The sequence below is a fragment of the Micromonospora sp. NPDC047620 genome, assembly GCF_043205005.1.
Lineage (GTDB): Bacteria > Actinomycetota > Actinomycetes > Mycobacteriales > Micromonosporaceae > Micromonospora.
Window position 1 is genome coordinate 1 of record NZ_JBIDDG010000005.1, and the last position, 13,808, is coordinate 13,808.

Annotated in this window: 11 protein-coding genes and 1 pseudogene; 5 read left to right on the top strand and 7 right to left on the bottom strand. The window is 66.9% G+C overall.

Annotated elements, in window-relative coordinates:
* Window positions 1–349 precede the first annotated feature (349 nt).
* Window positions 350–826, top strand: coding sequence for a hypothetical protein (locus tag ACGF5C_RS07115; protein WP_393297638.1), 477 nt, complete (start codon window positions 350–352; stop codon window positions 824–826).
* 426 nt (window positions 827–1,252) lie between these two features.
* On the opposite strand, the gene ACGF5C_RS07120 is transcribed toward ACGF5C_RS07115, so the two are convergent.
* A complete protein-coding gene (locus ACGF5C_RS07120; RefSeq protein WP_393297640.1) occupies window positions 1,253–3,019 on the bottom strand; it encodes a bifunctional metallophosphatase/5'-nucleotidase in 1,767 nt (588 codons plus the stop codon).
* Between the two features lie 361 nt (window positions 3,020–3,380).
* Between ACGF5C_RS07120 and ACGF5C_RS07125 the strand changes: the two genes are divergently transcribed.
* On the top strand, window positions 3,381–3,848 hold the full coding sequence (locus tag ACGF5C_RS07125) for an alpha/beta fold hydrolase (protein WP_393297643.1): 468 nt from the start codon (window positions 3,381–3,383) through the stop codon (window positions 3,846–3,848).
* A 27-nt stretch (window positions 3,849–3,875) separates the two neighbouring features.
* Here ACGF5C_RS07125 and ACGF5C_RS07130 read toward each other — a convergent pair whose 3' ends face one another.
* A complete protein-coding gene (locus ACGF5C_RS07130; protein WP_393297646.1) occupies window positions 3,876–4,655 on the bottom strand; it encodes a transposase family protein in 780 nt (259 codons plus the stop codon).
* Window positions 4,656–5,076: 421 nt separating this feature from the next.
* Here ACGF5C_RS07130 and ACGF5C_RS07135 point away from each other — a divergent pair, with 421 nt between their 5' ends.
* Both ACGF5C_RS07135 and ACGF5C_RS07140 read left to right on the top strand, forming a co-directional pair.
* On the top strand, window positions 5,077–5,331 hold the full coding sequence (locus ACGF5C_RS07135; RefSeq protein WP_393297649.1) for a hypothetical protein: 255 nt from the start codon (window positions 5,077–5,079) through the stop codon (window positions 5,329–5,331).
* Between the two features lie 40 nt (window positions 5,332–5,371).
* On the top strand, window positions 5,372–5,725 hold the full coding sequence (locus tag ACGF5C_RS07140; RefSeq protein WP_393297652.1) for an AI-2E family transporter: 354 nt from the start codon (window positions 5,372–5,374) through the stop codon (window positions 5,723–5,725).
* Between the two features lie 51 nt (window positions 5,726–5,776).
* Here the strand turns inward: ACGF5C_RS07140 and ACGF5C_RS07145 are convergent, their stop codons facing one another.
* Entirely contained in the window at window positions 5,777–6,820 is a 1,044-nt protein-coding gene (locus ACGF5C_RS07145) for a fatty acid desaturase family protein (protein ID WP_393297655.1), read from the bottom strand.
* Window positions 6,821–7,652: 832 nt separating this feature from the next.
* Window positions 7,653–7,950, bottom strand: a pseudogene (locus ACGF5C_RS07150) (helix-turn-helix domain-containing protein).
* A gap of 1,006 nt (window positions 7,951–8,956) precedes the next feature.
* Between ACGF5C_RS07150 and ACGF5C_RS07155 the strand changes: the two are divergent.
* The gene (locus ACGF5C_RS07155) at window positions 8,957–9,388 is read left to right on the top strand and encodes an HIT family protein (RefSeq protein ID WP_393297658.1); all 432 of its coding nucleotides are present in this window, start codon (window positions 8,957–8,959) and stop codon (window positions 9,386–9,388) included.
* A gap of 169 nt (window positions 9,389–9,557) precedes the next feature.
* On the opposite strand, the gene ACGF5C_RS07160 is transcribed toward ACGF5C_RS07155, so the two are convergent.
* The 3 genes from ACGF5C_RS07160 to ACGF5C_RS07170 all read right to left on the bottom strand — a co-directional run bounded on the left by ACGF5C_RS07160 (window position 9,558) and on the right by ACGF5C_RS07170 (window position 13,515).
* Window positions 9,558–9,713, bottom strand: a complete 156-nt coding sequence (locus ACGF5C_RS07160) for a hypothetical protein (RefSeq protein WP_393297661.1) — start codon at window positions 9,711–9,713, stop codon at window positions 9,558–9,560.
* 458 nt (window positions 9,714–10,171) lie between these two features.
* Window positions 10,172–10,759, bottom strand: coding sequence for a hypothetical protein (locus ACGF5C_RS07165; protein WP_393297664.1), 588 nt, complete (start codon window positions 10,757–10,759; stop codon window positions 10,172–10,174).
* The gene (locus ACGF5C_RS07170) at window positions 10,756–13,515 is read right to left on the bottom strand and encodes an ATP-binding protein (protein WP_393297667.1); all 2,760 of its coding nucleotides are present in this window, start codon (window positions 13,513–13,515) and stop codon (window positions 10,756–10,758) included. Before ACGF5C_RS07170 ends, ACGF5C_RS07165 begins: the two co-directional genes overlap by 4 nt.
* Between the last annotated feature and the right edge of the window lie 293 nt (window positions 13,516–13,808).

Here is a 13,808-nt window from a genome sequence, read left to right on the forward strand (position 1 = left end):
GCACCCCCGCCGAAGCCCTCACCGAACACCAGACCCTGATAGCAGCCTGACCAGCAAATCCACGAAGACCTGTCCAAGATCCTTGACACAGCCCAGTCGATGTGTAACGGATCAAGTGGGGCCCGGCATCGCCGGCCGCCGGCTGTCCGGTCTCGGGACCTGCATGACAGATCGGTATCAGGACCTGCGTGAGCTCCGCCGGGTGCTGGTGGAGATGAGCGTGACCGAGGGTGATGCTGCCCTGGGCTCGCCAAGTCGTCGATGCCCACGTCCCGCCCGCCTGCGCTGCCCGGCAAAATGTCATCGCGCTGAGCGCTTGGCTGCTGTGGCCGACAACGAAGGAGGTCCCATGGGCTACAGCTTCGAGTGGGCTGATCTGCCCGAACCTGCTACGACAGCTCGCTCGCGCCACCAAGCGCACATCGAGCTCGGGGAGCTGTGCCGAGTATGCACGGACAAGTACCACTCGCTTGCGGCTGCCTATCACTTCCATCTGAACATCGCTGGCATGGCCTTCTGCCGTGACGGTATGCGCCGCACGGGCATGACCTACCAGGCAACCGCGCAGCCCTTCCCCGACTGGCCGTTCGATGACATCGACGACTGGCGGTCTGCCGATCAGAGCCGGCGTAACGCCTACTTCGAGGCCGAACGGGCGGCGTCGGCCCAGACGGTCGCTGGAATGGTTGGCATCCCGGAGTTCAAGCTGACGAGTAACGGCCCCTGGCTCGTAGGTGCGAGGGAGATTGAGCAAGCGCTGGTCCTCTACCAGGCTTCATCACCCAGCCTGCATGCAGAGATGGAGGGGGGGATGACCTGTGGGTGACCTGGCTCAACTGGCTGAGGCAGACCGTCAGCCACGGCGGCTTCACCGTCGGGTGACCCCACCGTTAGATCGTTTAGGCGGACGTGTCACCCACGTCCTGAGACTGATCTGTCGGAGGTCCTGAGATCCGACATCGCCGGCAGCCGGCAGCCGGCTTGTCCTCACCGATGTCCTCACCGATGTTGTCCACCGGCGGTGTCAGGCTGACGGGGAACGGTTGGTGAGATCAGGAGGACCGGTGTATGGGTCTTTTAGTGCGACCGTACCGACGCGACCACCCACGAACACGAACTCCTGGCGCCGACGCTGGTCCGCTCCTCCCAGCTGCCTTCGCTCCTCTACTTGGCGGTGCGCCGCGCGCTGATTCGGCAGGACGGTCGATGGAGCGGGCCCGAGTTCGGCAGGTCGGGCCCGCTCCGCGACGGGTCAGCCGACGGGTGTGGTGGTGTGCACTCGATCGGTTGCTGGGGCGCTGAGTGTGTCCTGACGCTCCATCCACTGCTGGAACGCCCAGTAATCCATGTCGCTGCGTGTCGGGTTGACCTCGCTCTTGAGGGCGGGGAAGCCGTCGAGTCCGAGGGCGAGCCGGGAGGGCATGGCCACGCGGTAGTTGCGGTTGGGCTTGATGGGCTTGCCGTCGACAGTCACTTGCACGACCCTCTCACCGGCTAGCAGCCAGGGATCGATGCTGACTTCTACGTTGTCGGAGACCGACAGCGGCACAAAGGTCGAGCCCTGCCACTGCTGCTCGAAGGCCTCGCGCAGGTCGTGCCCGGAGACCGACACGGTAACGATGGAGCCCGCGCGCCCCGTCGCCGACCAACTCTCGCCGAACAGGACGGTACCGTTGCTGTCTGCGGGGTTCGTCCCGGCGGCATACGTCAGCGGGTTGCGGACATGAGAAGGATCGGTCAAGGCCAGATCCGCGCCGCCTGGCGACGACCACGTCCCGATGTCCCTATAGGCGTCCGCCACCAAGTTTCCCATGGCGCTCTCGCCCGATTCGTCGCGGGCCCGCGTGATGTCCTCGGTTACCGTTCCGATGGGCTCGGCCCAGCGTCGGGCCGCCCACGCTTCCCAGTGTTGCACCATTGAAACCACCTCGGGATCGGGCGCGATGTCCCGCGTTACCGGCACGTTGCGCGCGTTCAGCGACGAACGGAGGACGTCACCCGTGGAAGGGTCGATCTGGAACCGGATGTCCCCGAACGTTCGGCCGTGGTGGCCCGGGGTGAGCACCGGGCGCTGCTGTCCAGCTGGGTCGGTCACGGTACAGGTCGCCGCGGAATGCCAGTGTCCGCCGATGACGACGTCAACTGCTGGGGTGACCTGCTCGGCGAGCCTCATGATCGGTCCACCGGCCGTGTCGCAGGCTTCGTACGTCGCGCGGTTCGTCGCGCCCTCGTGTGCGAGGAGGACGATCGCCTCCGCGCCGTCCTCCTGCAGTTCGGCCGCCGCGCTGTCGACCGCGGCCGCCAGATCGGTTGTGACGAGCCCTCCGACCTGATAGGAGGAGAACACGCGCTCTGTGTCCGGCGGCATCACACCGATGAAGCCGACTCGAGCCTCGGACCCGTCGGCCCCGCGGACGGTGTCCACCCATGAGGACGCCAGCGGCCGCTGCCCGGTCGGAGCGGTGCGCAGGTTCGCCGCCAGGAAGGGGAACCGAGCTCCCGTGAATGGCTCGCCGGTCGACGTCGGGAAGCAGCTGTCGACACCTGGCTCGCCAAGGCACTCACCATCGGTCATGTGCGGAGTCAGGAAGTCGAGCGACACGTCGACCTCATGATTGCCGACGGAGCTCACGTCGAGGCCGATGTGGTTGAGGTATTCGATCGTCGCCTCGTCCCGGCTGAACATGACCTGCCAGGGCCATCCACTGAAGTTGTCGCCGTTCGACACTCGGATCGAGTTGGCCTGGCCACTCGCCGCGCGGTCAAGGTGCGCGGACAGGAAGGCGCCGCCACCGACGGTCAGGGTCTGCCCGTCAGCCGTCGGCAAGGTTGCATCAGCACCGGTTGTCGGCGCGAGGTAGCCGTGGAGATCGGTGATGGCCAGGACCTGGACATCGATCGGATTGGCCTGATTCGTGGGGTCATAAGTTGGGTCGCTGGCCGCTGCTGTAGCGGTCGGAGCGACGAATGTCGCTGAGAGGAAGGCGGTCAGGACTACGCCTGCGAGGCGTTTGGGCATGCAAGGACCCTTTTCCGGGAAGAGAGCAGTGCAACGACAGGGCAATCTGCTGTGCAGGCGTGGCCCGCCGATTGCGATCGCTCAAAGACGACGTGAAGGCACGCTGAAACTCGACCGGCCGCAAGGCAGAAGCGGTACCAGGGAGCCGAAGAGGTAACGCCCTCCCCGGTCTCGACCCCTCATGCTGTGCCCGTCCGCCCACACCAAGGGCGGGCGGGCACAGCCGTCTCCCCCCAGCGCGGGCAGACCTTTCTGCCTCCGCGGTGTCCGCATCTGCCGCCAGTCGCGCGGTCGACCACCAGCGCTGCCGATGCCCGAATTTGTCGATGACAGTGCGCTCGACAGGGCATAGATTCCCCGAATGCAGTTGGTCGAGGTAGATGACAGCACGCGTGTGAGAACGTGGACGACCGGTAGGCGCAGCAGGCTTCCACCGGTCGTCCTGCTTCACGGAGGGCCGGGGATGTGGGACTACCTGGAGCCGGTCGCCCGGATGCTCGAACCGTTGACGGTCGTGCACCGGTTCGACCAGCGCGGATGTGGAGGTTCCGATCCATCCAGCGAGCACACTGTTGCCCGTTACGTAGCCGACATCGAAGCCCTTCGTCAGCACTGGCGGCATGATGCCTGGATCGTCATGGGGCACTCGTTCGGGGCCACGTTGGCCTTCGCCTACGCCGTCGCCCATCCCGAACGCGCTGTCGCCATGGGATATCTGAACGGTGTCGGAGTTGGGGACTGGCACAGCGTCTACCGCAAAGAGCGGCTAAAGCGTATGACTGACGAACAGCAGAAGCGGATGGCTAAAGGACGTCTCGTAACTCGGTGAAGGCGTTGCCCGGCAACGGTGCTGCTGTCACCCGGCGAGGATAATGTTGTGGAGGTGGGCGATGCCGGAAGCGGTGTCGGTCAATGTGTGGGCGGCGCGGCGGTAGTCGCGCAGGATCTTGAAGCACTTCATGCGGGCCAGTACGTGTTCGACCTGCGCTCGGACGGTGCGGTGTTGCTTGTTCAGGTCCGCCTTCCACGCGGGTAGCTCGCTGCCGTCGGCGGGCTTGCGGTACGGGATGATCACCTCAGGATTGCCGCGGTAGGCGCCGTCGGCCATGACCGGCCGCCCGTCGAGTTTCTGCTGGATGCCGCTGGTGCGGTAGACGATGGTGTCGTTGCGGTTGCCGGGTTGCGGATCGCCGAGGGCGACGACGAGGCGGGTGTGGGCGTCGATGGCGACCTGCAGGTTCGCGCTGTAGCGGTAGTTCTTGCTCGGGGCGGCCAGGCGGTGGTCCCGGGTCGGGATGAGGGTGCCGTCGACGATGGTGATCTGGTCGACCCGACGTCGGCGTCCCGGCGCCAGAGCGAGCAGGGGACCGACGGTGTCGATGACCCGGTGGGCGGCGGAGTGCGACACCCCGAACAGCGGGCCGATCTGCCGCATCGTCAGGTTCGTGCGCCAGTACGCCGCGACCAGCAACACCCGGTCGGCGAGGTCAAGAGACCACTGCCGGCCCGGACGACCGTCAGCGATGGCGTCACCGCCACGTTCGGCGACCAGCCGGACCAGCCTGCGGAACTGGGCGGGCTGCAGCCCGGTGAACGGAAAGATCCACTCCGGGCGGGCCGCCGAGATCACCTGCACCCCGACATGATCCACCGGGCGGCGGCGGCCGCCGATCCGGTCGGCTTCGTGGACTCTACCGAGCTCCTGGTCATCGACGAGATCCAACGCGCTCCGGGGCTGCTGCTGGCCATCAAGGCAGCCGTCGACGAGGATCCTCGTCCCGGCCGTTAACTGCTCGTCCTACTTCAAGCTGGCCATGATCTCGGCAGCACACACCCAGACAAGTCACCCGGCCCTCCGGGTCCACCCCGGCAAACGACGAGAAACCATGCCTGGTTGTCGCGAACGATGTCCACCCGACAGAGCTCCAACAGTGTGCTGCGGCGCACGACGGATGGCGACGCCAGGTATGGTGCGGTGTGTGTCGGCGGGCGGTCGCCCGCGATCCAGGCACCGCCACCGGGTGCCAGCGCGAACGCGGGCCTGTCACGAAGACGGCGTGGCAAGAATTGCCCGCGACCCAAGGCACTCCTCTCCCGAAGATTCGGACTGCTGCATGATTCTGAACGGCAATGATCGTCCGGCGTTGTTTCTCGCCATGCCGGCCGCCGACGGGCTCGACGACCCGGGCATGACTTTCGACGGCAGCGAGGAGGCGATGCGGCGACTACGCCATCCGTTCGCGGTGAACCCGGCCCGTCCATCGCTGCGGCCGACGGCAACTGGGGGCGACAACCCGGAGCAGCGCGTCTGATCCCGCAGGTCGGAGGACACGTGCGCTCCAGTCGTTGATCATGGGGCGTGTGGTGGCCCTGCATTGGCTCGCCGTGATCCTCGCGATTGCCGCCGGCGTCCTTGTCTCCGGAATCGTCGGCGGTCTGGTGGCCGTACCGCTGCTCGCCGTGTTCAATACCGCCGGCCGATACCTGGCCCATCGTCCCGGAGGGGAGCAGACTCCCGACCGGACGCCCGCCGGGCACCCAGCCCACCGTCGGCTGGCAGGCCGGGATCGAGGAGCGACCGACCGGGCCGATCAGCGCGGCGATCCGGCCGCGCCGCCACCGGCGGACATTTGCGGGGACCGGGCCGACGAGGTACGTGGGAACATCGACGACCAGCGCCCCGCTCACGCTGCCGAGGAACACTGACGGCCGGGTAGAGCCGCCTCGGCATCCTGTTATCGAGGCGGCGTGGCAGCGTCAGCGAACGGTGACGTCCGTTCGCGGTTCGCGGGATCCGATGTGGTGCAGGTGGCGTAGTGCCTCTGCCCAGGAGCGGCCCAGGGTGGTTTCGTGGTAGTCGATGTCGCGCTCGGCGCAGAACCGCCGGATCAATGGCCGGGCATGGCGCAGGTTGGGACACGGCATGCTGGGAAACAGGTGGTGTTCGATCTGGTAGTTCAGGCCGCCGAGCACGGTGTCGACGAACAGCCCGCCGCACACGTTGCGGGAGGTGAGGACCTGCCGCCGCAGGTAGTCGACGGTGTCCTCGGCGCCGAGGATGGGCATGCCCTTGTGGTTGGGGGCGAAGGAGCAGCCGAGGTAGAGACCGAGCACACCCTGGTTGACGAGGATGAACGCGATCGCCTGCGCGGGGCTCAGGACGAGGAGCACGGCGGCGAGGTAGCCGCCCAGGTGCAGGGTCAGTAGTCCGGCTTCGGCGGGCCGGCGGGGGACGCGGCGCGGGCCGAGGACGGCCCGCACGCTGTTGGCGTGCAGGTGCAGGCCTTCCAGCAGGAGCAGCGGGAAGAACAGGTACGCCTGGTAGCACGTCACCAGTGCGCCGACGCCACGCCGCCGGCTGGCCTGGTCGGTGGTGAAGGACAGGGGCGCCACGGTGATGTCGGGGTCCTTGCCTTCGGTGTTCGGGTGAGCGTGGTGCCGGTTGTGCTTGTCCAGCCACCAGCCGTAGCTGATCCCGGTAAGGAGGTTGCCGTGCACCATGCCGATCAGGTCGTTCGCCCGGCGCGAGCGGGCTATCTGCCGGTGTCCCGCGTCGTGGCCGACGAACCCGGCCTGGGCGAAGACCACCGCGAGGGCCACCGCGACACCCAACTGCCACCACGATTGACCCAACCAGGCGAACAGTGCCCACAGTCCGGCGAAGGAACCCACGACGAGACCGATGCGCACCGCGTAGTAGCCCCGCCGCCGCCCGAGCAGACCCGCCGCGCGGACCTGCCGGGACAGGTCGGCGTAGTCGCTGCCCCGCTGGCGGTCGGCGCCAAGGCTGGTGTCGCTCACGCTGACTGCTCCCGTTCGCCCTCGTCCGCCGGCTGTCTCAGCGGCGCCGGCCCGACCAGCCGGTCAGCCGGGCCATGAGCTGTTGAAGCTTCTGCTGCATGCCGGGTTCGGCCGCCTGGCGGCGGCCACGCCGCATCAGGTCACGCCCCGCGGCTGTTGATCAGGCCCTTGATCCGTTCGCTCACCGAACCCGACGTCACGGTGCACTCCCTCCTGGCCGGCCGTTTCCGGCTGACTCTCGTGCCTCTTCACGTTCAGTCTGGCCCGATCGTCGGGCCGGCTAGGGTGCATTGCGCGGATTACGGCCGAACGCCACCGGGACCCGCTGTCGGCGTGGCATGGAGCCGGTAGGCGGGAGTAGCGCCCGTGCCGCCTACACGGGCCTGACCGACGAGGGGCGGATGACGAGCGGGGAACATTGCCCGGGCGGGCCGGGCGGCAAGGCCGGTCAGGCCCGGGACGCAGCCGTCGGCGTCGGCCACGACGCGGCACGGGCCGGTGGCCAGGTGTCGCACCAGGTTGTGGAACAGCGCGGGGAGGTGACCCCCGAGACCCGCCGACAGGCGCGCAACCTCGTCGAGGAGGCCACGACGCAGGCACGGGTGCAACGCGCCCGGGCACGGCGGCCGGCGTCCGATGGCGGCGCCTCGGACTGCCGGTCTCGCAGCATCCCGGCCGCCGGCCGGGATGTGAAGAGGTGTGACGAGCGGGAGTACGGGCTGCCAGGACCGAGGCGGGGACGGGGACTTCGCGCTGGCAGGCCGGCCGGCTCACCGCCCGCCGACGACCTCACACGAGAGCGGGCCGGCCGGTCCTGCCGCTGCGGCCCACGCTACTTCTTCTCGTTCTGCCGGAGGGCTTCCTCGAGTTGGTCTTCCAAGATGATGATCCGGCAGGCGGCCTCCAGGGCGGTGCCCTGGTCGACCATTTCCCGGGCCCGGGCTGCCAGGCGCAGTTTGGTAGCGGGAGTAGCGGCGGTGCCCGCCGGTAGAGCGGTGCGGGTTGATCAATTTCGCCTCGTCCAGGCGGCGCAGGAAGTCCTGCGTGGTGCTGAGCATCTCCGCGGCCTGGCCGATGGTGTAGGCCGGGTAGTTCTCATCGCCGAACATGTCATCGGGGTTTTGCCCCATGTCACCTCCACGTCGAGGGCCCCGGCGCATAAGCGCCGGGGCCCAGGGTTACGGGTCAGACCACCATCTGCCGACAGGAACGTCGGCTTGTCATATCCGCACCAGCCGCAACTGACGGCTTCGGGTGCGAGGATCGCATAAGCGTGACCGGAGACCACCTCTCGTTCGATGGAAACTGCGGTGTCCGCCCGGCCTAACATGACGGCCGACGGCGGGCGATCCAACGGTGTACGGCCCTCCCTTTCCTCTGCTACTTCTTTCCCTTGCTGTCGTACGACAACGCGCACATCATCAAAGATCAACAACCGTCCGGCGCTCAGGCGTCGGCGAGGCGAGACACTGAACCGCGAGGCATGCGACGCGCCCGCCGCAGTCCTAATCCAGGTCAGATGTCAACGCCGCTGCAACTTCACCCGCCGAGTGACGGGCCGTGTACGCGTCCGGCCGGTGGGCACGCCCGGCCTCGCTGCCTCCGGGACGCAGGATGCGCCGCGCTTCGACAGCGGCTGCGGTCCCCTCGCGGGCGTACTGCAACGCATCAATGGAGCTTGCCGAGTTGCGGTGTGGTCGGCAAGTCCCGTGACGCTCAGGTCGGCCACCACGAAGTGGCCGTTGTCGGCTCCGCCTTACAACTGACCCCGTGGTTCCGGAGACCTGCGCGGACAGTACTGCAGCCGTGGTGCACGGCCGAGGGCGAGGATGAAGTCGCCGGGCGTCGGAGCCCTGCCATCCGTCGAAGCGGTCGGAAGTGTGAGCGTGTAGCCGTTCGCGGCGTAGGCGGCGGAGTCGATACGGGTGACACGTTTGAGGGCCCCGACGCCGTAGGCAGTGAGCTCGCACTGCGGGTCAGGCAAACGGTGCGCAGCTTGTTCCACGAGGTTGGCCAGCGCATTTGCCCCTCGGGCACCAAGACACGCGCATCCATCCGCCGCGCACGTCAACTCATCGGGGAGGATGGTGCGAAACTTCGCCCCGAGAGGCGATCGCGATCTTGAATCTGTCGTGCATGTTCTGCTCGGTGACGGCCGGCGTTACCGATCCTGGGGTCTGTCTTGCCGTCAATAACGAGTTCGTTGTTTTTCCGGCACTGCACCAGCGATCGAACAACAGAGGTCACATGCTTCTCGTTCCGGCAGGTCACTTCGGCGGCATCGCCGACGTGCCGCCCGAGAAGGCGGCACCCATGCTGGCCGCGCTTCAGGTAACGACCCAGGCGGTGAAGGCTGCGTTCGGTGCCAGCGGGACGACGGTGCGCCTCAACCTGGGACCTCCCGCTCAAGACATCTTCCATCTCCACTGGCACATCATTCCGCGGTACGTGGGCGATGACTTCAACACCGCCAAGTCCTCCAAGGTGCCCCTGAGCGAACGCTTGCAGCTCACGGCGAAGCTTGGCCAGCACCTTGTCAGACGGGCTTCGGCCCGGGTCCGTAAGTGATCAGTCGCCGGCAAACAGCACCGCACCCGTTCGCTCTACCCGGTCTTCCAGACGAGCCACGCCGCTACTCCGTGCGCCAATGCCGGCTGCAGGCGGTCGGGTTCCACTTGCCTCGGGCCCCGCCACTAGGCGACAGCACAACGGTGCAGGTCAGGACCCGCTTGATGTACTACCGTAGCTCGGCCAAGGTCAGTCCAATCCAGTCCAGCCGCAGCGAAAACGACTGTTCGATGTCCGGCGGCTGCTGGGGGTGTTCGCGCCTCAGCGCCTGCTCGTCAGCTTCGAGCTCCAGTGGCCGCGCGAAGTTCCAAGCCGCAGAGATCATGCGACCACCCACGGCCGGTCAACTCCTGGATGTCCTGCCGCAGCCGTCCGAGCTCCGGCTCCCGGCGTCGTGTCGTTGGTGGGTATCGACACCGATAACGTCCACCATCAGCTCTGCCAGCATCGGCTCGCGTCTCCTCTGGCCGATGCCTGGCTGTCCTCGTACGGCTTCACCCCTGACTTCACCGCGGGAGGCCGGCCGCGCGGCGGGGGCAGCGACGTACCGCTTCACCGTCCGGAGGCGCTGCGGATCTCCCGTGCCTAGCCACGCGGGCGTGGTCGGCGACTACCGCGCCCCGGACCGGCTGCGGCTGGGGCGGCACCGCTGCACATCCGGTTTCTTAAACGTATGGGACGCCTTCGACCGGCTGCGGGACATCGCCGAGCGGCAGGCGCGGACGTGGGTGCCGGGCGAGAGGCCCCGGGTCACCTAAGCACCGACGATGACACCGCTGGGTCCTATACACGGATGACAGGGATGACCAACTCAAATGCAAACCACCACATCGCGGCGACCGTCACCGCGATGAAGGCAATGATGTAGGTCTCATACCACCGGTAGAAGTTGCGGAGAGTCGGTGGCACCCGGAATTCCGGATGCAAAACGTCCGACAACAGCTGGCACTCTTCGTTGCGATAGTCGAGCCAGGTCAACACACCGACGATCACCACCAGGACGGTGAAGGCGGCGACGACGGTCACCAGCCACAAGAGGGCGACGATTCCCGCCCTCGCGGTCGCCGGCGGAACTCCCCAGTCCCGGTAGCCAACGAAGAGCGCCAACGCGGCGCCGACCAGTGCGGTGGCGAGCGCCTGGTAGATGCCGAGAAAGCGGTGAACGTTCTCGTTGGCGGCCTGGATCTGCTGCAGGATGTAGCGGTACCGCTCCAGGTGAAACTCGACCTGGACGGCGTCGTCCTGCGGGTTCCGCGCGCGGTACGTGCCCTGGGGCCAACGCTCGCCGGGCTGCCACGCCCGTCGTCGCGGGCCCCCGCCGCGCAAGACCGGCAGTCGTCCGGAGCGGGCCAGCCGAGACTGTCGGGTCATCCGCCGACCGCCGCCGTCGCCTGCTCCGACACGACACCTGGACGCTGTAGCCGCACCATCTCGACGCGCTCGACACCGCCCCCGACGAGCGGCACCGGGCATCGGTCGTCGCCGTCCTCGTCTAGGTGCATCGGTTCCACCAAATCGAGCAGCTCAGCCACGTCAAGGTCCCACGCCTCAGCGATGGTGCGGACCACGATGCCGACCGAACCGAAATTGCCGGTGTCGTACCACCAACTGCGAGCATTCCACTTCAGTCCCTGCGTCTCCGTGTCAGCGAAGCGTTCGTCCTTGGGCCGCGGCAGCACCTCTTCCGGGTACATCCATTCGGAGTAGAAGCTGACGACGAGGCAATCCTCGGGGAACCGTAGTTCGCCGCCACTGTAGGAGATGAACCACGGCGTGTCGTCTGGCCGGTAGTGCACGTAGAATCGATCATCGACCAAGAGAACGCAGCTCCGGCCGCCCAGCCAACGACGCAGGGCCGCCACGTCGAGCGCTCTGCCGTTCGACAGCGCACACGGCAGTTGCGGTGCCACAGCCCCAAGTGCCCTGCCCAGGTCTCCGATTATCTGCCGCTGCGCCGATCCCATGCGCGAGCTGCGGCTGACCCGATCGGCCTGCGACTCCGCCCATCGGGTGAGCTGGTCGGGGTTGGCGTCCGGAAATGATCGAAGGCGGTCCGCGGTGAGGGGACTGCCGACGAAGACGCCCATCGTCTCCCGGAGAATGTCGGACTTTAGGCCGCCCACATAGATGTGCGACTGGCAGCCTCCCCACCATCCCGCTCCGCTGGTCCCCTCCCACACCGACGTCATCATCGCCCTGCCGATTACACGCCCCTGCTCGTCATGGATCTCCTCGGCCCGTTCAAGGAAGCGTTGACGGTAGACCTCGAGGCCCAGCCGGTGCCCATAGGTGTCGTCGGGTCGGTGATAGACGCGCTCGAACAGTTCCGAGTCCGAGATTGCCACCCAGTCGTTCGCGTTGACCAGGCGAATCGGCACCGGGTCGTCGGGGCCCTGCACGTCGATGTGCACGCGAGCCAAAGCGCACATCGGCAGCACCATCGCGTGCAGGTACTCGGTGTGGGTGAGTCGCCGGCTCGAGTTGCGGAACAGGCCGTTGCTGGAACGCGGGTCCACTCTGAGGCGGGCTCGTATGACGGTTCCCGGCTGGCGGAGCCATTCGGAACGCTCGGCGGCACGCAGCAGCGGTCGAACCGACACACCGTTGGCGAACTCCAGCACGTAGGTGTCGCGCGCGGCTTCTTCCAGCGCCAGGCTACGGACAGTCACCTCATCGGCGACCATGAAGATCGAGAAGAAGCCGATACCGAAGCGACCGGTGGGCTGGAATCCGCTTAGTTCCGGGTACTCGGTCAAGGTGTCGGCGGATCGCCATCGGGAGAAACCAAAGTCGGTCAGCGCCGACACCATCGTGTCCGGCTGCATACCGATTCCCTGGTCGGCGACCGTTAGCCACCAGGAACCGCCCTCCATGGTGAGCATGATCGTGACGGTGCCCGGCGGCGCGCCTTCCCGGGCGGAGCGAGCCAGCGTCGCGTCGGAGGCGTTGGCGACTAACTCCCGCAAGGCCACATCCGGCCGCTTCCCGTACAGCTTCTCGCCGCCGAGATTGCCCACAACCTTGTCGACGTCGGTGACCCTGATCCGCGCGTCGATGGGACGCCACCGGTCGGTCTGTAGGTAGCCGGCGAGACGATCGGGAGCGTCGGCACCAGCGACCGAGCGGGCACGGAAGCGTGGGCGCTTCAGGTCGGCGCAGAGTGCGTCGACACGACGCAACTCGCCGTCGATCATCTGGATCGTCTCGTAGGCCAGCCACCAGGCAGGTGCCTCAACACCGGCGAACCGTCGCGTCGAGGTGTAAACGAGACGGTCGTCGTCAAGCTGGGGACGGGTCAGTCGCTCCTGGAAAACCCAGTGGTCCTCAGCGACGCCGCTCGGACGTCGAAACGCGTGCACGTAGCTCGGCGCACGTCGGTTGTCTATGTGCGCGGCATCGGCCAGACGCAGGATGCAGGCGATCTTGAGCGGGTCCACGGTCCAAGCTGGCGGGTGGTCAGGGCGGGAGCCCTGCACCCGGTCCAGTTCGCGCAGTCGGCCCACGTCCCACCAGTGACTCTCGGCGATCTCGCCGATCATGCTGCCGTAGTCGAGTCGGAGACTGAGATCGGCCAGGAGGTAGTTGTCGCTGCCGTCCGGTCCGGTGAAGGGCGTTCGCAGTAGTTGCTGGGCTTGTTCGGCATGACGCCGCCGCAGCAGCTCCACGAGCGCCTGCTTCTGCGCGACCGCAGCCGCCGCCGCCGGATCCGCAGCCGGTTCCAGGTTCTGCAGCCGCTCGGTCGCGATGACCAGGAGCCCTGGATAGGCAGGATCGGCGATCACCTGGTCCACGCCGCCGGGATAGGCGCACAGCCCCATCCCGAGGTCATGCATCAGGAAGGCGCCACCGAGAACGAACGCTTCGGCGGGATTAAGCGGAAAGTCGTCGCCGCAGACGATAGACGCGGTGTCCCACAGGGCGTCGATGTGGGAGATGGAGTGGTCGGTGAACATCGGCATCGAAAGCACGATCTCGTTGGCAAGCGGAGCCACCACCGACCGGAACTGTTGATACGCGGCCCGCAACGCCGCCCGCTGTGCTGCCCAACAGTCCCCGGGAACCTCACCGAGCGTTCGACGCCACAGCGGCGATTGCTCGTAGGACACCTGATCCGAGGAGTTGATCATAAGGGAAGCTCCCTCGAAAACCACGTGGGCTGACGGCCGCATCAGATCCTCGGCATCGCGTACCGAAGAGGAGGAGCAACTGGCCCGTGCTTCGCCGGCCTACCAATGCGCGACAACCGACACGATGGCGCCTCCTCCAGATCACCTCGTTCCGCACCCGATGCGGTTGGGCGGTCAAGGCGTCCCAGAACCTCGGATAGCCGAGATCCCGGACAGTTGGACCGCTCGGACCACCGGATCGTACTGACGTACATGATCCGGATCACGATTCGAGTCGGGAATCGGACGCCTCG

Coding starts and splice junctions, on each gene's coding strand:
- ACGF5C_RS07160 (WP_393297661.1), bottom strand. CDS start 9,713: ATGATCTCTGCGGCTTGGAACTTCGCGCGGCCACTGGAGCTCGAAGCT.
- ACGF5C_RS07165 (WP_393297664.1), bottom strand. CDS start 10,759: ATGACCCGACAGTCTCGGCTGGCCCGCTCCGGACGACTGCCGGTCTTG.
- ACGF5C_RS07120 (WP_393297640.1), bottom strand. CDS start 3,019: ATGCCCAAACGCCTCGCAGGCGTAGTCCTGACCGCCTTCCTCTCAGCG.
- ACGF5C_RS07155 (WP_393297658.1), top strand. CDS start 8,957: ATGTTCTGCTCGGTGACGGCCGGCGTTACCGATCCTGGGGTCTGTCTT.
- ACGF5C_RS07125 (WP_393297643.1), top strand. CDS start 3,381: ATGCAGTTGGTCGAGGTAGATGACAGCACGCGTGTGAGAACGTGGACG.
- ACGF5C_RS07170 (WP_393297667.1), bottom strand. CDS start 13,515: ATGATCAACTCCTCGGATCAGGTGTCCTACGAGCAATCGCCGCTGTGG.
- ACGF5C_RS07140 (WP_393297652.1), top strand. CDS start 5,372: ATGGGGCGTGTGGTGGCCCTGCATTGGCTCGCCGTGATCCTCGCGATT.
- ACGF5C_RS07115 (WP_393297638.1), top strand. CDS start 350: ATGGGCTACAGCTTCGAGTGGGCTGATCTGCCCGAACCTGCTACGACA.